At 63.0% G+C, this 15,750-nt stretch carries 14 protein-coding genes; 7 read left to right on the top strand and 7 right to left on the bottom strand.

Annotation, left to right across the window (positions count from 1 at the left end; genetic code table 11):
* Nucleotides 1-161 precede the first annotated feature (161 nt).
* Nucleotides 162-461 carry a putative quinol monooxygenase gene (locus BBG20_RS20935; RefSeq protein WP_065906690.1) on the top strand — a complete coding sequence of 100 codons (300 nt, stop codon included), beginning with the start codon at nt 162-164 and terminating at the stop codon, nt 459-461.
* A 63-nt stretch (nt 462-524) separates the two neighbouring features.
* Here the strand turns inward: BBG20_RS20935 and BBG20_RS20940 are convergent, their stop codons facing one another.
* Nucleotides 525-1,775 (bottom strand): ribonucleotide-diphosphate reductase subunit beta, encoded by a 1,251-nt coding sequence (locus tag BBG20_RS20940; RefSeq protein ID WP_005788524.1) that lies wholly within the window; start codon nt 1,773-1,775, stop codon nt 525-527.
* 271 nt (nt 1,776-2,046) lie between these two features.
* On the opposite strand from BBG20_RS20940, the gene BBG20_RS20945 reads away from it, so the two are divergent.
* The 5 genes from BBG20_RS20945 to BBG20_RS20965 all read left to right on the top strand — a co-directional run bounded on the left by BBG20_RS20945 (nt 2,047) and on the right by BBG20_RS20965 (nt 7,172).
* Complete coding sequence (locus BBG20_RS20945; RefSeq protein ID WP_065906692.1) at nt 2,047-2,523, top strand: GNAT family N-acetyltransferase; 477 nt, start codon at nt 2,047-2,049, stop codon at nt 2,521-2,523.
* 104 nt (nt 2,524-2,627) lie between these two features.
* Entirely contained in the window at nt 2,628-3,140 is a 513-nt protein-coding gene (fae, locus tag BBG20_RS20950; RefSeq protein WP_065906694.1) for a formaldehyde-activating enzyme, read from the top strand.
* Between the two features lie 10 nt (nt 3,141-3,150).
* Nucleotides 3,151-4,185 carry an aldo/keto reductase gene (locus BBG20_RS20955; RefSeq protein WP_065906695.1) on the top strand — a complete coding sequence of 345 codons (1,035 nt, stop codon included), beginning with the start codon at nt 3,151-3,153 and terminating at the stop codon, nt 4,183-4,185.
* Entirely contained in the window at nt 4,182-5,615 is a 1,434-nt protein-coding gene (locus BBG20_RS20960; RefSeq protein ID WP_065906697.1) for an NAD-dependent succinate-semialdehyde dehydrogenase, read from the top strand. The genes BBG20_RS20955 and BBG20_RS20960 overlap by 4 nt, the downstream gene beginning before the upstream one ends.
* 180 nt (nt 5,616-5,795) lie before the next feature.
* Nucleotides 5,796-7,172 carry an MFS transporter gene (locus BBG20_RS20965; RefSeq protein WP_065906699.1) on the top strand — a complete coding sequence of 459 codons (1,377 nt, stop codon included), beginning with the start codon at nt 5,796-5,798 and terminating at the stop codon, nt 7,170-7,172.
* On the opposite strand, the gene BBG20_RS20970 is transcribed toward BBG20_RS20965, so the two are convergent.
* The 6 genes from BBG20_RS20970 to BBG20_RS20995 form a co-directional block, all read right to left on the bottom strand.
* Nucleotides 7,119-7,994, bottom strand: coding sequence for a LysR substrate-binding domain-containing protein (locus BBG20_RS20970; protein ID WP_065906701.1), 876 nt, complete (start codon nt 7,992-7,994; stop codon nt 7,119-7,121). The two genes, BBG20_RS20965 and BBG20_RS20970, sit on opposite strands and share 54 nt — an antisense overlap.
* A 141-nt stretch (nt 7,995-8,135) precedes the next feature.
* A complete protein-coding gene (locus tag BBG20_RS20975; protein ID WP_065906703.1) occupies nt 8,136-9,305 on the bottom strand; it encodes a hypothetical protein in 1,170 nt (389 codons plus the stop codon).
* An 84-nt stretch (nt 9,306-9,389) separates the two neighbouring features.
* Nucleotides 9,390-11,030, bottom strand: coding sequence for a dipeptide ABC transporter ATP-binding protein (locus BBG20_RS20980; protein ID WP_065906705.1), 1,641 nt, complete (start codon nt 11,028-11,030; stop codon nt 9,390-9,392).
* A gap of 2 nt (nt 11,031-11,032) precedes the next feature.
* Nucleotides 11,033-11,869 (bottom strand): ABC transporter permease, encoded by an 837-nt coding sequence (locus tag BBG20_RS20985; protein ID WP_065906710.1) that lies wholly within the window; start codon nt 11,867-11,869, stop codon nt 11,033-11,035.
* A complete protein-coding gene (locus BBG20_RS20990) occupies nt 11,866-12,819 on the bottom strand; it encodes an ABC transporter permease (RefSeq protein ID WP_065906712.1) in 954 nt (317 codons plus the stop codon). Before BBG20_RS20990 ends, BBG20_RS20985 begins: the two co-directional genes overlap by 4 nt.
* A gap of 49 nt (nt 12,820-12,868) precedes the next feature.
* Entirely contained in the window at nt 12,869-14,512 is a 1,644-nt protein-coding gene (locus BBG20_RS20995) for an ABC transporter substrate-binding protein (RefSeq protein WP_065906713.1), read from the bottom strand.
* 256 nt (nt 14,513-14,768) lie between these two features.
* Between BBG20_RS20995 and BBG20_RS21000 the strand changes: the two genes are divergently transcribed.
* Nucleotides 14,769-15,701: a LysR substrate-binding domain-containing protein gene (locus BBG20_RS21000; RefSeq protein WP_065906715.1), complete on the top strand. Its 933-nt coding sequence runs from the start codon at nt 14,769-14,771 to the stop codon at nt 15,699-15,701.
* Nucleotides 15,702-15,750: the final 49 nt, after the last annotated feature.

Below are 15,750 nucleotides of genomic sequence, written 5' to 3' on the forward strand. Positions count from 1 at the left end.
CGGTTTTTCTTTGTGGCTGAGCGGGCAAAGATGGGCGCATTCCACACCGAGTACCGATCATGAAACCCACCCTCAAACCCCTGGGATACTGGCTCTGCGCAGTGATGATTGCCGTTGCGAGCAGCGTCTCCGCAAGTCCGCCCTCTAACGGAGCTACCGTCATGAACAAACCGCTGGTATCGATCGCAGTCCTCAAGGCCAAGCCAGGCAAACAACAGGCGCTCAAGGAAGGCTTGTTGGCGCTGGTGGAGCCTACGCGCACAGAACCCGGCAACCTTGACTATGTGCTGTATGAACTGCGGGACGAACCCGGCACGTTCTACATGCGTGAAGCGTTCAAGGACCAGGCGGCACTCGATGCGCATTTTGCGACGCCATACTTTCAGCGGTTTGCCGCGACGGCGGATGAGCTGCTCAGCGAGCCGTTGAAGCTGATCTTCCTGGAGCAGGTTTCCAACTGAAGAGCGATGGCGGTCTTCAGGGCGCTATCGCCGGCTTGCCGGCGATAGCGTCCACAAGATCAATCAGTCCCAGCTCAACGCACCGCCAGTCTGGTACTCGATCACGCGGGTCTCAAAGAAGTTCTTCTCTTTCTTCAAGTCCATGATCTCGCTCATCCACGGGAACGGGTTAGTCGTGCCTGGATATTCTTCCTTCAAGCCAATCTGCGACAGGCGACGGTTAGCGATGAACTTGAGGTAGTCCTCCATCATCGCGGCGTTCATGCCCAGCACGCCGCGCGGCATGGTGTCACGCGCGTATTCGATCTCCAGCTGAGTCCCTTGCAGGATCATCTGGGTCGCTTCTTCCTTCATCTCGGCATCCCACAAGTGTGGGTTTTCGATTTTGATCTGGTTGATCACATCGATACCGAAGTTCAGGTGCATCGACTCGTCGCGCAGGATGTACTGGAACTGCTCGGCGACGCCGGTCATTTTATTGCGACGGCCCATCGACAGGATCTGGGTGAAGCCGCAGTAGAAGAAGATGCCTTCCAGGACGCAGTAGTAGGCGACCAGGTTGCGCAGCAGCTCCTTGTCAGTCTCGACGGTGCCGGTTTCGAACTTCGGATCGGAGATCGAACGGGTGTATTTCAGGCCCCAGGCGGCTTTTTTCGCGACCGATGGGATCTCGTGGTACATGTTGAAGATTTCGCCTTCATCCATGGCCAGCGATTCGATGCAGTATTGGTAGGCGTGGGTGTGGATCGCTTCTTCGAAGGCCTGGCGCAGGATGTACTGGCGGCACTCCGGGTTGGTGATCAGGCGGTACACGGCCAGGACCAGGTTGTTGGCAACCAGCGAGTCGGCGGTGGAGAAGAAGCCCAGGTTGCGCATGACGATGCGACGTTCGTCGTCGGTCAGGCCTTCGGGGTTTTTCCACAGGGCGATGTCGGCGGTCATGTTGACCTCTTGCGGCATCCAGTGGTTGGCGCAGCCGTCGAGGTACTTCTGCCAGGCCCAGTCGTACTTGAAGGGCACGAGTTGGTTGAGGTCGGCGCGGCAGTTGATCATGCGCTTTTCGTCAACGGCGACGCGGGCGGCGGAGCCTTCCAGCTCGGCGAGGCCTTCGGCGACGTCGAGTTTGTCGAGGGCGGCCTTGGCGCGGATGATCGCGGCGGAGTCGTTGGCCGTCACGTTGCGCGCTTCCAGCGCGGCGGCGGCGCCTGCGCCATCCAGGCGGTCCATGTTGGCTTCACTGGCGTGGCCGGCGTTGGCGCCCTTGATCACCGCTGCACCGGTGTCTTCGTTGTCGACTTCATCCCAACTCAGCATTGAAATACTCCTTCCTGGTCTGTTCTGACGGCGTGTGAACCCGTCCAAAAATATGTAATTTGCAGGCTACTAGGCATTGAAATACTGCGCGTAGTGTGGTCGGTAAATATCGATTCTGCACACTATGTAGTGGTCTGTTCTGTTTGTGGGCACACTATATGGTGTGTAACAAAGATGGTCAACGCACAAGATGTACGCTCTTGAGTGGCTGGCGTGACGTGGGTCAGCTATAAAGACCGGCATTATTGACCCGAAGCAGGACCTCAAGGGAATGAGCCATTTATTGATCCGCGCCGCCTGTCTGGAAGACGCCGAAGGCATTTTCCACGTGCATAAAGACTCCGTCGAAAGCCTCTGCCACGCCGATTACGGCCCCACCCAGATCAGCATGTGGCTGGATGGCCGCTCGCCCGAGACGTACCGCGAGGCAATCGTCGCCGGCAATGTGTGGCTGGCCTGCACGGACGTGATCCAGGGGTTCGTGGAAATCGATGGCCACGAAGTCAGCAAACTGTTTGTCCGTGGCCAGGCCGCCGGGCAGGGCGTAGGGGCTAGCCTGCTCCGCGAAGCGCTGGCGCGCATCGAAGCCGCCGGTCATGCCAAGGCGTATCTGGAGGCGACCCTCACCGCCGAAAAATTCTATGCCGCGAGCGGCTTTCGCAAGATTGGCGAGGGCACCTTCAGCCGTGGCAACAGCCCGGTTTGCATCGAGATCATCAAGATGGAGCGTGCTTTCCCGGGGGCATGAGAAAAACTCACAGCCCCATGACTTTTAATGGTTACGCCCGCCCTCAGCGCCAGTGCTAAAAAATCGCCAACCAGCTCCCCATAACAACAAAGAGCGTTTGCGAAATGAAAACACTGGATCTGTACATCGGCGAAGGCTTTGAAGGCCCGGGCGTCAACGCGGCCCACATCAATATCCTGATCGGCCCGCGCAACGGCCCGGCCGGCCAGGCGTTCGCCAACAGCCTGGCGTCTCCCAGCCAAGGGCATTGCCCGTTCATGGTGATCGCCCAGCCGAACATCCCGGTCAAGCCCATGACCCTCTACGTCAACAAGGCCGCGATCGGCAGCGACCTGCACGGCAACGCCACCTGGGGCGCGTCCCAGGCCGGTATCGCCAAGGCCGTGCTCGAAGCGTTGCTGGACGGCACCTTGCCGGCCGAGGCCGAAGACGAGTGGGCCATCGTCACCGCCAACTGGGTCAACCCGGCCTGCGACGACCTTGATGCCGTCTACCTGAACAACTACAACGCCTGCCGCACCGCGATCCGCGCCGCCCTAACCGGCACGCCGTACACCGCGCAACTGGCGGACGTGGTCAACCAGATCAGCAACCCTTTCTACACGCCTAAAGCCTGAGGACATCCCCATGCAATACATTCGTTTGGGCAACTCCGGCCTGCAAGTCTCGCGCCTGTGCCTGGGCACCATGAACATGGGCACCCCGGACTGGAAACCGTGGATCTTCGACGAGAAGCAAAGCGAGCCGATCGTCGCCCACGCCCTGGCCAACGGCGTCAATTTCATCGACCTGGCCGACTTCTATTCCGCCGGTGTCGGCGAGGAAGTGGTAGGGCGCATCCTCAAGCGCGTCGCCCGGCGTGACGAGATCGTGGTCACCACCAAGGTCGGCTACGGCACCCGCAGCGGCATCAACGCCAGCGGCCATTCGCGCAAGCACATCATGGACAGCATCGACGCATCCCTCAGTCGCCTGGGCATGGATTACGTCGACGTGTTCATGCTGCATTACTTCGACGTGAACACCCCGGTCGAAGAAACCATGAGCGCCCTCAATGACATCGTGCGCTCCGGCAAGGCGCGCTACATCGGCGTGTCGACCATGCTCACCGGCCAGCTGGCGAAAATTCTCCTGGCTTGCGAACGCAATGGCTGGGTCAAGCCAATCAACATGCAGCTGCAACTGAACTGCGCCTACCGCGAGGAAGAGCGCGAGATGATCCCGTTCTGCCGCGACCAGGGCCTCGGTGTCTCGGTGTTCAGCCCGCTGGCGCGCGGCTTGCTCACCGGCGAGGTGCAATCGACCCGCAACCAGACCGACTTCTTCACCCAGCAGATGTACAGCGACCAAACCTCGTTCGATATCGCCCATTCGGTGCAGCGCGTGGCACGTGCCCGTGGCGTGTCCAACGCGCAGATCGCCCAGGCGTGGGTCGCCAACCATCCAGGTGTCGACGTGATGCTGGTCGGCGCCGACACCACCGCGCAGTTCGACAGCGCGCTGGCCGCCCTCGACACCCAATTGGATGCCGAAGAACTGCATGAGCTGGAACGCAACTACACACCGTGCGATGTGATCAACGATTACACCGCCGGCAAGCGCATCCTGCGTGCGGCCCGTCCGGGCCTGGACCGTTTCAACCTGATCGAGGCCGTGGCATGAACCCGCTGATCCGTACTGGCAACTACATCGATGGCCAATGGTCCAGCGGTGGCCCGACCTACCCGGTGCTCAACCCGGCGAATGGCGCGCTGATCGCCGACGTACAACGCGCCGGGGCTGAGCACACCGACCTGGCCATCGCCGCCGCCCACCGCGCGTTGCCGGCCTGGCGCACGCTCACGGCCAAGGAGCGCAGCCAGCGTCTCAAGCGCTGGAGCGAGCTGATGCTCAGCCATCAGAAAGACCTCGCGCAGTTGCTCAGCCTGGAGCAGGGCAAGCCCCTCGCCGAAGCCATGGGCGAAGTGGTCTACGCCGCGAGCTTCCTGGAGTGGTTTGGCGAAGAGGCCAAGCGCGCCTATGGCGACGTGATTCCGAGCCACAAGGCCGATGCCCGTATCATCGTGACCAAGGAAGCCATCGGCGTGGTCGCGGCGATCACGCCGTGGAATTTCCCCCTGGCGATGGTCACCCGCAAGGTCGGCCCGGCACTGGCGGCGGGCTGCACGATGATCCTCAAGCCCTCGGAAGAAACCCCGCTGTCGGCCTTCGCGCTGGCGGTCCTTGCCGAGCAGGCCGGCATTCCGGCCGGTGTGTTCAATATTGTCTCCGGTGACGCCGTGGCCATCGGCGGCGCGCTGCAGGCCTCCAGCGTGGTGCGCAAGCTGTCGTTCACCGGCTCGACGCGCACCGGCAAACTGCTCATGCGCCAGGCGGCGGACACGCTGAAAAAAGTCTCGCTGGAACTGGGCGGCAACGCGCCGTTCATTGTGTTCGACGACGCCGACCTCGACGCCGCCGTCAAAGGCGCGATGGCGTCCAAGTTCCGCAATACCGGGCAGACCTGTGTGTGCGTCAACCGCTTCTTTATCCAGGACGGCGTGTATGACGCGTTCACCACCAAACTCGCCGAGGCGGTCAAGGCCATGCGCGTCGGCAGCGCCCTGGACGGCGACACCGAGCAAGGCCCGCTGATCAACGCCGCCGCGCTGGCCAAGGTTGAAGCCCACGTGGGCGACGCCTTGGAAAAGGGCGCCAAGCTGTTGTGCGGCGGCCGGCGCCATGCGCTGGGCGGCACCTTCTTCGAGCCGACCATCCTCACCGAAGCCCACGGCGAGATGCTGATCGCCCAGGAAGAAACCTTCGGCCCGGTGGCGGCGTGCTTCCGCTTCAGCGATGAAGCCGAGGTACTGCAGCGCGCCAATGACACGCCGTTCGGCTTGTCGGCCTATTTCTACAGCCGCGACATTGGCCGCGTGTGGCGCATGGCCGAAGGCCTGGAGGCGGGCATGGTCGGCATCAATGAAGGGATCATCTCCACCGAAGTCGCGCCGTTTGGCGGCATCAAGGAATCCGGCCTGGGCCGCGAAGGCTCCAAGTACGGCCTGGATGATTACCTGGAGATCAAATACCTGTTGATGGGCGGGCTGTAGAACCCAGGTCTGCAAACAGCAGAGGTCGACTGTGGGAGCTGGCTTGCCTGCGACAGCGGGACGCCAGCTACCCATGCTTCGACCGATCCACCGCTCGCAGGCAAGCCAGCGCCTACACAGAGCAACCACAAGGCGCACGCCCACCGTTACTCCATCAAAAACAACAATAGGGAGAACACCATGACCGCCCAACCCGTCAATATCGACGACCTGCCGATCGGCCGCTTTCACCTGAAGATCGCTGGCCTGACTTTCGGCGCGCACTTCACCGATGGCTACATCCTCGGCCTGATCGGTATCGCTTTCACCCTGCTCAGCCCACAGATGCAACTCGACGCCTTGTGGCAAGGCTTGATCGGCGCCTCGGCGCTGATCGGGCTGTTCCTCGGCAGCCTGTTTTTCGGTTGGATCTCCGACAGCCTCGGCCGGCAGAAAATCTTCCTGGTCAGCTTTGTGTTGATCACTGTCGCCTCGGTCATGCAGTTCTATGCCGAAACGGCCATGGGCCTGTTGTTGTGCCGCATCCTCATCGGCATTGGCCTGGGCGGTGATTTCAGTGTCGGCCATGCCATGCTGGCGGAGTTCTCGCCGAAGAAACATCGCGGCGTGCTGCTGGGCTCATTCAGTGTGATCTGGACCTTCGGCTACGTGGCCGCAACCTTTGTCGGCACGGCCATGCTCAGCCTGGGTGACGATGCCTGGCGCTGGATGCTGGCGTCCTCGGCGATTCCCGCCGGGCTGATCCTGATCGCGCGTATCGGCACCCCGGAATCACCGCGCTGGCTGATCAACCGTGGGCGCATCGCCGAAGCCCGCGCCATCGTCAAGAAGCACCTCGGCGAACACGTGGTCCTCGATGAAGAACCGTCGACGCCGACCCGCTCGGGCTACGGTGTCCTGTTCAGCCGTGAATACCGCAAGCGCACGGCGTTCAACTGCCTGTTCTTTGTGTGCATCGTGATGCCGTACTTTGCGATCTACACGTTCCTGCCGTCGATCCTGCAGAAGATGGGCCTGTCCCAGGGCTTTGGCACCGAACTGCTGCTCAACCTGCTGCTGATTGTCGGTGCGCTGATCGGCATCTGGTGCACGGTGAAGTTCTCGCGCCGGGGCTTCCTGATCAACTCGTTCATCATCCTCGCCGTCGCGCTGTTCCTGCTCGCAGTGTTGCCGGGCAGCATGGCCTGGCTGATGGTGCTGACCTTCGGCGTGTTCACCCTGGTGTTGTCGGCGGTGAGCAACCTGGTCGGGGTGTTCCCGGCAGAAAGCTTCCCCACCGAAGTGCGTGCCAGCGGCATTGGCCTGGCGACGGCGGTGAGCCGCCTGGGCTCGGCGGTCAGTACCTTCCTGCTGCCGGTGAGCGTGGCCGGCATCGGCTTGAGCCCGACCATGGGCATTCTCTCGGCGATCCTGGTGCTGGGCGCGCTCATCTCCTGGGCCTGGGCGCCGGAAACCAAGGCGTTGACCTTGAGCCAGGCGTGCAAGGCCGAGGCGCCCGTGCCATCAGGGATTGCTGACCTGGCCCAGCCACTGCGTAAACAGCCGAACCTTGGATAAGCCCAGCTTGTCCGGCGCCACATCCAGCCAATAGCCATACGGGCCGATCACCTCCACGGGGGTGATCGGCAGCAGGCTGCCATTGGCCAACTCCCGCTCGATCATCTGCCGGTCGATCACCGCCAGTCCACCGCCTGCCAGCGCGGTGTGAATCACCTGGTCGAGGGTGCTGAATTCCAGGCCCTGGTCCGCATCGATGTCCTCCCGGCCCATGGCCGCCAGCCAGTTCTCCCAGACCTTCAAGCGTTTGCCGTCGTGCAGGATATGCAGGAGCGGGGCGCGGCGCAGGTCGGGCGGCTGGCCGTCGATGAACAGCTCCGGGCTGGCTACGGCGATGTGGCGTTCCATCACCAGCAATTCACTGCTGCAATGCAGCGCCGGTTCCAGGCCGAAGCGGATCTGGCAGTCGATTTCCGCCAGGCTTGCGTGACTGTTTTGATGGGTGACGCTGAGGTTGATGTCCGGGTAGCGCTCGCAAAAGCGCCGCAAGTGCGCGGACAGCCAGCGCGTGGCCCAGGTCGGCGGCGCGACGATGCGCAGGCGCTGGCGCAGGTTGGGCACGCGCACGGCCTGCAGGGCTCGCTCGATATGGTCGAAGGCGTCACTCAGGTGCGGCGAGAGGGCGAAGCCGGCTTCGGTCAGGGCCAGGCCTTGCGGCGTGCGGATGAACAGAGCGACACCGAGGTAGTCCTCCAACTGCTTGATCTGCCGGCTGACCGCCCCTTGGGTCACGTTGAGGCCGACGGCGGCCTGGCTGAAGCTGCGGTGGCGGGCGACTTCTTCGAAGACGCGGAGCATGTTGAGGGAGGGCAGTTGGCGCATGAAATGGATTCCACACCGGTTGTTTTTATAGTGTTTTTGGCGGCCTCTTCGCGGGCAAGCCCGCTCCCACAGTTGGACCGCGGCGCCGATCAAATGTGGGAGCGGGCTTGCTCGCGAAGGCGTCAGTAATGACGCCGCCTATTAGAAGTAATACCCAATGTTCATGTACAGCTGATTTTCCCATTGGTTACTACCCCCAGCCCCCAAGCTCTGGGTATAGCTGCTCCCACCAATGTACGGATCGTTCTTGCCGATCAACCATTCCGTCGCCACCCACAACTTGCTGACCGAAAACGACGTCCCCAGAATCACCCGCTGCGAGGTCTTGAACTGATCCTCGGATTTATCGAACGCACTGTAGTTGGCATACAGCTTCACCCCACTGACCTGGTCGAACAGGTACTTGCCGCCGACGTCATAACTCAGGTCCGCCACATACAAATTGCCCCGGCTGGCCACGTTGAAGGTGCCGTCATAACCGCCCAACGTGACCACGCTGTCAGTGCCCGGGTTGCGCGGTGACATTTGTTGGCGCGCTGCCTGCAGCTGCAGGCCCCACGGGCCGTTCTTGCCCAGGTAGTGGACGGCTACTGCGTTGCGGCGGCCGTCGTTGCCGGTGTCTTTGTTTTCCAGGGTGGAGGTCAGGCCGGACACGCCGACTTCGGACTTCCAGCCGCCCAGGTCGAGGGCCTTGGCCACGCGCAGCACCACGGTGTTGCGTTCCTGGTTGTCGCTGCCGTCGGCGACGTAGCTGTCGGCGCCGGAGACCACGCTGGAATAGGTCACGCCCTTGCTGGTGCCTTTGCCTTGCCAGGCCGGACGCAGGTAGTAGCCGGCCTGGACGTTCCAGTCGCCGGTCTGCTGCACGTACTTGGCGCCGACCTGCTGCACGTCTTCCAGGCCGATCACGTTGCCCAGGGTTTCATAAAAGGTGCTGCCGAAGTACGGCTGCAGCCCGAACGGCACGGTGTTGAGGCCGACTTGCACCTGTTGCTCGGGGTTGAACTTGTAGCCGACCCAGGCGAACTTGGCGAACTGGATATCGCCGTAGTTCTTGGTGTACTGGTAGGGGTACGAGCGCCCGTAGAACCGGTACTGCGCTTCGCCGATCCAGCTGTCGGAGTTGTACTTGGCGCTGAGGTACACGGTGTCGAGGCCGAACTTCTGGATGTCGCGGTCCGGGTCATAGTCCCAGCGTGCCCGGATGGCGCCGCCGAGGTCGAGGTTATCGGTGACTTGCACGGCCATGGCCGGCGCCGCGAGGGCGCCGAGCACAGGGATAAGGGTGAAGTAGCGCATCGTTGGTCGCATGGTTTTACTCTCGTTTTTAGTTATTTTTGGCAACAGCAGCCCGTTGCCGCAGCGAACGCTGCGACGCGGGGAAAAGGTTTCAACTCAGTGCGCGACGGGGCGGATCAGCCTTAGCGGCGGCCCGGCCGCCGGCAATTGCGACGCGCCGGGAGCAGCGGCGAGCAATGCCTGGGTGTAGGCGTTCTGCGGGCGCAGCAGCACCTGTTCGGCGGTGCCGTACTCGACCACCTCGCCCTGGCGCATCACCGCGATGTGGTCGCTGATCTGCGCCGCCACGCGCAGGTCGTGGGTGATGAACAGTATGCTCAGGTTCAACTGCTGCTGCAGTGTGGCGAGCAATTCCAGTACCTGCTTTTGCACCGACACATCCAGCGCCGACACGCTTTCATCGGCGATCAGCACCTCCGGGCGCATCGCCAGGGCGCGGGCAATGCCGATGCGCTGGCGCTGGCCGCCGGAGAACTGCCGAGGCTTGCGCTGCAGGGCATCGCGCTTGAGGCCCACCTGCTCGAGCAGGTCGCCGGCTTCGGCCCAGGCATCCTTGGCCGACAGTCCCCGCAATTGCGCGGCGCGCGCGATGATGTCGCCGACACGGTGGCGGGGATTGAGCGAGCCATACGGGTCCTGGAAAATCATCTGGATACGCCGGCGATTGGCGGCCAAAGCCGCGCCGCGCAGGGCCAGGAAGTCGGTGTCGCCGACCCACACATGGCCACTGTCGCTGTCCACCAGGCGGATCGCGGCCTTGACCAGCGTGCTTTTGCCCGAGCCGGATTCGCCGACAATCGCCAGCGTCTTGCCGCGCGGCAGGTTCAGCGACACATCGCGCAGCGCCGCCACCGAGCTGCCGCCGACCGTGTAGGTCTTGGTCAGGTGCTCGATGCGCAAGGCCATTTCGCCGTCCTCGCTCGGCACATGCAGTTCGGGGTGCAGCGCCGGCACCGCCGCAATCAGCTTGCGGGTGTAGGCATGAGCCGGCGCATTCAGTACCTGGTCGCGTGCGCCGATTTCCACCAGGCGGCCACCTTCCATCACCGCGATGCGGTCGGCAATCTGCGCCACCACGCCAAAGTCGTGGGTGATAAACAGGATGCCGTGCTGCCCGCGCCCACGCAGGTCGCGCACCAGCTTCAGTACTTGGGCCTGGGTGGTCACGTCGAGGGCGGTGGTGGGTTCGTCGGCGATCAACAGGTCCGGGTTCATCGCCAGGGCCATGGCAATCACCACGCGCTGGCATTGCCCTCCGGACAACTGGTGCGGGAAGCTGTTGGCGATGCGCGGCGGGTCCGGCAGTTGCGTGGATGCCAACAGCGCAAGCATGCGTTCGCGGCGCTCGGCGGCGGGCATGTGCGGCGCATGAATGTCGAAGATCTCTTCGACTTGCTTGCCGATGCGAATCGCCGGGTTGAGTGCGGCCATCGGCTCCTGGAAAATCATCGCAATGCGGTTGCCGCGCAATGCCCGCAGGCGCGCGTCGTCGAGGCGGCAGATATCCTCGCCGAGGAAGTCGATGACCCCACCGGCATGCCGCAGGCCCTTGGCGTAATCGCCCATGATCGCCGCCGACAGCACGGACTTGCCCGAGCCCGACTCGCCGATCACACAGAGGATTTCGCCCTTGCGCACGTCCAGGCTGATGCCTTGCACGGCGTGGCTGCGGTCGGCGCCCTTGGGCAGTTCGACGGACAGGTTGTCGACCCGCAATACAGTTTGCTGGCTGCTCATGCTCAACTCCTTGCGCCTTGCTGCGCGTGTTCATCCAGCCCGTCGGCGAGCAGGCTCAGGCCGAGCATCAGGGTGGAGATGGCGATGCAGGGGAAGATCACCAGGTGCGGGAAGGAAATGGCCATGGCGCGGCCGTCATTGATCATGCCGCCCCAGTCCGGGGTCGGTGGCGGCAGGCCGAGGCCGAGGAACCCGAGGGCGCCGATCATGATCGCGGTGTAGCCAATGCGCAGGCAGAAATCGACGATCAGCGGCCCGCCGCAGTTGGGCAGGATTTCCACCAGCATGATCCGCAGCGAGCCTTCGCCCTGGGTGATGGCGCTGAGCACGTAGTCGCGCGAGCGGATGTCGATGGTCAGCGCGCGCATGATGCGAAAGATCGCCGGCGCGCTGGTGAAGGTCACGGCAATCAGAATGTTCAGCGCCGAAGCGCCGAGGGCGATGATGATCACGATGTACAGTACCAGCACCGGGAACGACAGCACGGTGTCGGCCACATACGACAGCACCGCGTCCACCCAGCCATTGAAGTAACCGGCGCACAGGCCCATGGCGATGCCCACGGCAAACGCGGTGAGAGTGGCGAGGATCGACCAGAACAGCACGGTGCGCGTGCCCCAGATCAGCCGCGAGAGAATGTCGCGGCCAATCATGTCGGTGCCCAGCAGGAACCGCGCGCCGCCATCGCTGGCAGTCAGCGGGGTCAGCAGTGGCGTGAAGCTTTCCAGCGGATCATGCGGCGCCAGCCACGGCGCGCACAGGGCGATCAGCACCCAGCCGCCGACCAGCAGCAGGCCGAGCAGCGCCAGCGGATGCTTGAAGGATTTGAGCAGGTTCATGGGCGGCCTCCGCCGAGACTGCGCAGGGTGATGCGCGGGTTGAGCCAGGTGTAGGCGAGGTCCGAGAAGATCTTGCTGATGCCCACCACCACGCCGCTGATCATCGCGCAGGCTTCGATCAGGTAGACGTCATGGTTGAGCGAAGCGGTATAGAGCAGCGAGCCGAAGCCCTTGTAGGCGAAAAATACTTCCACCACGATCACGTTCGACAGCAGCCAGGGGATGTACAGCATGATCACCGTGACCGGCGCGATCAGCACATTGCGCAGCGCATGGCGCAGCACGATGCGTGCAGTGGAGGCACCTTTGAGGCGCGCGGTGCGGATGTACGGCGCCTGCATCACCTCGACCATCGACGCGCGGGTGATACGCGCCAGGTAGCCGATGCCGAACAGGCACAGCACCATCAGCGGCAGCACCAGTTCGACGGCGCTGAAGCCGTCACTCATGCTGCTGACACCGGGCAGCCAGTTGAGCCAGAACACAAAGATCGCCGAGACGAATACGGCGCTGGCGAAGTCCGGGATCGAGGTGGTGACGATCGACAGGAACGACACCAGCCGGTCGACCGGCGAGCCCTGGCGGATCCCCGCGAGGACGCCCAGGGTCAGCGCCACCGGCACCATCACCAGCAAGGCCAGCCCGGCCAGGGTCAGGGTTTGCCAGAGGTTGGGCAGCAGCAGCTTGAGCACCGATTCGCGAAAGTACACCGAAGTGCCCCAGTCGCCGCTGACGAAATCCTTCAACCACACCAGGTAACGCCACGCGAACGGCTGGTTATAGCCCTGTTCCAGCAGCCACGCGGCGCGCTGGTCGGCGGCGGAGTAGGGGCCGAGGACGTTGATTGCCACGTCCTCGATATTCAGTTCCAGCGCCAGGAACACAATCAGCGATACCGACAGCAGGGTCGCCAGCAGCATCAGCAATTTGCGCAGTAGAAAATGAGCCATCAGGTGCACGCTCCGACGGGGGGATGGGAAGGGGTGTTGCGCCTGTCGATCAGGCGCTCAGCCAAACACTGCCCATGGGGTAGAAGTCGGAGGGGTGGACCTGGAAGCCCTGGACCTTTTTGCTCACGGCGGTGAACTTATCGCCCCAGAACGGCTGCACGATCACGCACGCGTCCTGCAGGATCTGCTCGACGTCCTGCATGGCCGCCGCGCGTTGCTTGGGGTCGATGATGCCCATGGCCTTGTCCAGGGCCGCATCAAAGGCCGGGTCGTGGTAGTGGCTTTCGTTCCAGGCGCCGCCGCCACGGTAGGCCAGCTCCAGGGACATCACCCCGAGCGGGCGGTGGGCCCAGTAGGTCAGGCTGAACGCGGCCTTGTCCCAGATCGGCCAGTACTGGGCCGCGGGCACCACTTTGAGGTTGATGCGGATGCCGGCTTCCAGGCAGTTCTGTTGCAGGATCTGTGCGCAATCCTGCTCATAGCGGCCCTGTGTGTTGCCGACGATCAGGTCGATGTCCAGGCCATTGGCAAACCCGGCCTCGACCAGCAGTTTTTTCGCCGCCGCCACGTCGCGCTCGCGCTTGGGCAACGCAAAGTACTCGGGATGAGAGGGCGCCACGTGGTGGTCTTCGCCGAGGGTGCCCATGCCGCGATAGGCGACCTTGAGCATTTGCGCGTTGTCGGCGCACAGCACTACCGCCTTGCGCACCCGCACATCGGTGAACGGCTTCTGATCGCAGGCCATGCGCATCACCACGGTCTGCGCGGATTTGCAGCTGAGCAGCTGCGCACCCGGCAAGCGCTTGGCCAGGTCGAGTTCGGCCACGGTCACGCGGTACAGCACGTCGACCTGGCCGGCCTGCAGGGCGGCGAGGTGGGTGGACACGTCGGTGCCCATGTCGATATAGCGCAGCTCGTCGAGGTTGGCCGGCTTGCCCCAATAGTCGGCGCGCTTGGCGAACGTCGCCTGCTTGTTGACCGCGAATGACACCAGCTTGAATGGCCCGGTCGCCAGCGGGTTCTTGGCCCAGTCATCGCCAGCCTTGAAGCTGCGATGGACCATGGCGCAGGTGAACGCGTTGAGCATCTCCGGGATCGCCAGGATCGGCCGCTTGAGTTGCAGGCGGAACTGGTAGTCGCTGACTTTTTCGAAGGCCTTGATGTCCTGGAACGCCGTGCGGTTGACCGACTTGGAGTCGGCGGCGATCCAGCGCTGGATATTGTGCTGGACATCGTCGACGTTGAAGCTGTCGCCGTTGCTCCACTTCACGTCCTGGCGCAGGTTGAAGGTCCAGGTGGTGAGGTCGTCGGACGGGCTCCAGCTTTCGGCGAGGTACGGGTGGGTGATGTTGTCGGCGTCGACCCAGGTCAGGTATTCCAGCGCATTGCGCAGCAGGTTCGACGCTTCGATCCAGGTGATCAGCATCGGGTCCTGGATTTCCTGGATCGCGCAGGCAAAACGCAGGCTGCCGCCTTGGCGGGCCGGCGTGCCGTCGGCGGCCTGGGCATCGTTGCCGAGCAGGGCTGCGCCGATAAAGCTGCTGGCGCTGGCCACGGTGATGCCGAGGAGGGCGGCGGTGCGCAGGAATTGGCGGCGGTTGATCTCGCCGCTTTGCACTTGATTGCACAGGGCTTCGACGGCGGGGTGCGGCGCGTTACCGTCCAGGGTCGCTAAAACGTTGGAATCGGACATGGGGCTGCTCTCATGTTGTTTTTATTAGAGATGCCCGCAGTTTTGTCATCGGTGCGACGATCGACAAACGATAAATTCAGCGGTTAAACGTTCCTTAAACGCATGTTAGTCGGCGTGGCGGTGGCGGTGTGTCGAGATAGACGCGCCGCTGGCGTGGCGATCGTTACTGCGCGATACAAAAAATCATGTTGGCTAGGAAAAAACTGCTGGCTCATGGGATGCTTGGCGCCTCGTCAGTCGTCCTCGAGTGCTTCCCATGAAACGCAAAATGCCCGGGCTCAATGCCCTCAAGGCTTTCGAAGTGGCCGGCAGTACCGGCAGTTTTACCCGGGCTGCCGAGCTGCTGAACGTGACCCAGAGCGCGGTCAGCCGCCAGGTCCGGCAGTTGGAAGAGCAGCTGGGCGAGAACTTGTTGGAGCGTCGTCACCATCACCTCGAACTGACCAGCGCCGGGCGCGTGTTGCTGCGCGCGCTGCACCAGTCGTTCGACAAGATCGAGTTGACGGTGCGCAGCATCCAGCAGAAAACCCATTCCAACCGTCTGCACGTCAACGCGCCGCCGACCTTCACCAGCCGCTGGCTGATGCCCCGCCTGGGCCGCTTGCGCGAAGCCCATCCGGAGCTGGAACTGAGCATCACCACCTGTTTGCAGGACAGCCTGGCGCAGACCAGCACGCTGGATTGCGCGATTCGGTTTGGCAACGGCGAATGGGATGGCCTCGACAGTTCGTTGTTGATACAGGAGCGGCATATCGCCGTGTGCGCGCCGTCGCTGTATGCCCGTGAGTGCAGCGACGAGGGCGTGGACCTCAACCGCATGACCTTGTTGCATGTGCTGGCCAGCGAAGACCAGCGCTATCTGACCTGGAAACACTGGCTGGACGCGGCGCGCATCCACGGTGTGGATACCCAGGGCGGGTATGAATTCGACTTGCTGGACCTGGCCATTCGCGCGGCCACCGATGGATTGGGGATCACCATTGCCGACTGGCATATGGTCGCGGCGGAGTTGGCATCGGGACAGTTGACCCAGGTGCTGAACGTGCATGTGGAGGGGCATCAGTCCTATTGGCTGGTGACGCGGCCGGAGCAGACGGATTTGCCGCAGTTGCAGGTGTTCAGCCAGTGGTTGCAGGAAGAGATCTGGTTGGCGCAGCGGCAGTTGGAGCCGTCTACGGCGGCGAACTGACGGATTTTCTGTAGGCGCGGGCTTGCCGGCGATCGCATCGTCGCGGCAG

It is taken from the genome of Pseudomonas aylmerensis (genome assembly GCF_001702265.1).
Classification (GTDB): domain Bacteria; phylum Pseudomonadota; class Gammaproteobacteria; order Pseudomonadales; family Pseudomonadaceae; genus Aquipseudomonas; species Aquipseudomonas aylmerensis.

What these genes read in the sequence shown, in the direction of transcription:
- BBG20_RS20965 (WP_065906699.1), top strand. Translation starts at nt 5,796, where the DNA reads ATGACCGCCCAACCCGTCAATATCGACGACCTGCCGATCGGCCGCTTT.
- BBG20_RS20975 (WP_065906703.1), bottom strand. Translation starts at nt 9,305, where the DNA reads ATGCGACCAACGATGCGCTACTTCACCCTTATCCCTGTGCTCGGCGCC.
- BBG20_RS20940 (WP_005788524.1), bottom strand. Translation starts at nt 1,775, where the DNA reads ATGCTGAGTTGGGATGAAGTCGACAACGAAGACACCGGTGCAGCGGTG.
- BBG20_RS20960 (WP_065906697.1), top strand. Translation starts at nt 4,182, where the DNA reads ATGAACCCGCTGATCCGTACTGGCAACTACATCGATGGCCAATGGTCC.
- BBG20_RS20990 (WP_065906712.1), bottom strand. Translation starts at nt 12,819, where the DNA reads ATGGCTCATTTTCTACTGCGCAAATTGCTGATGCTGCTGGCGACCCTG.
- BBG20_RS20980 (WP_065906705.1), bottom strand. Translation starts at nt 11,030, where the DNA reads ATGAGCAGCCAGCAAACTGTATTGCGGGTCGACAACCTGTCCGTCGAA.
- BBG20_RS20955 (WP_065906695.1), top strand. Translation starts at nt 3,151, where the DNA reads ATGCAATACATTCGTTTGGGCAACTCCGGCCTGCAAGTCTCGCGCCTG.
- BBG20_RS20935 (WP_065906690.1), top strand. Translation starts at nt 162, where the DNA reads ATGAACAAACCGCTGGTATCGATCGCAGTCCTCAAGGCCAAGCCAGGC.
- BBG20_RS20945 (WP_065906692.1), top strand. Translation starts at nt 2,047, where the DNA reads ATGAGCCATTTATTGATCCGCGCCGCCTGTCTGGAAGACGCCGAAGGC.
- BBG20_RS20995 (WP_065906713.1), bottom strand. Translation starts at nt 14,512, where the DNA reads ATGTCCGATTCCAACGTTTTAGCGACCCTGGACGGTAACGCGCCGCAC.
- BBG20_RS20985 (WP_065906710.1), bottom strand. Translation starts at nt 11,869, where the DNA reads ATGAACCTGCTCAAATCCTTCAAGCATCCGCTGGCGCTGCTCGGCCTG.
- BBG20_RS20970 (WP_065906701.1), bottom strand. Translation starts at nt 7,994, where the DNA reads ATGCGCCAACTGCCCTCCCTCAACATGCTCCGCGTCTTCGAAGAAGTC.
- BBG20_RS21000 (WP_065906715.1), top strand. Translation starts at nt 14,769, where the DNA reads ATGAAACGCAAAATGCCCGGGCTCAATGCCCTCAAGGCTTTCGAAGTG.
- fae (WP_065906694.1), top strand. Translation starts at nt 2,628, where the DNA reads ATGAAAACACTGGATCTGTACATCGGCGAAGGCTTTGAAGGCCCGGGC.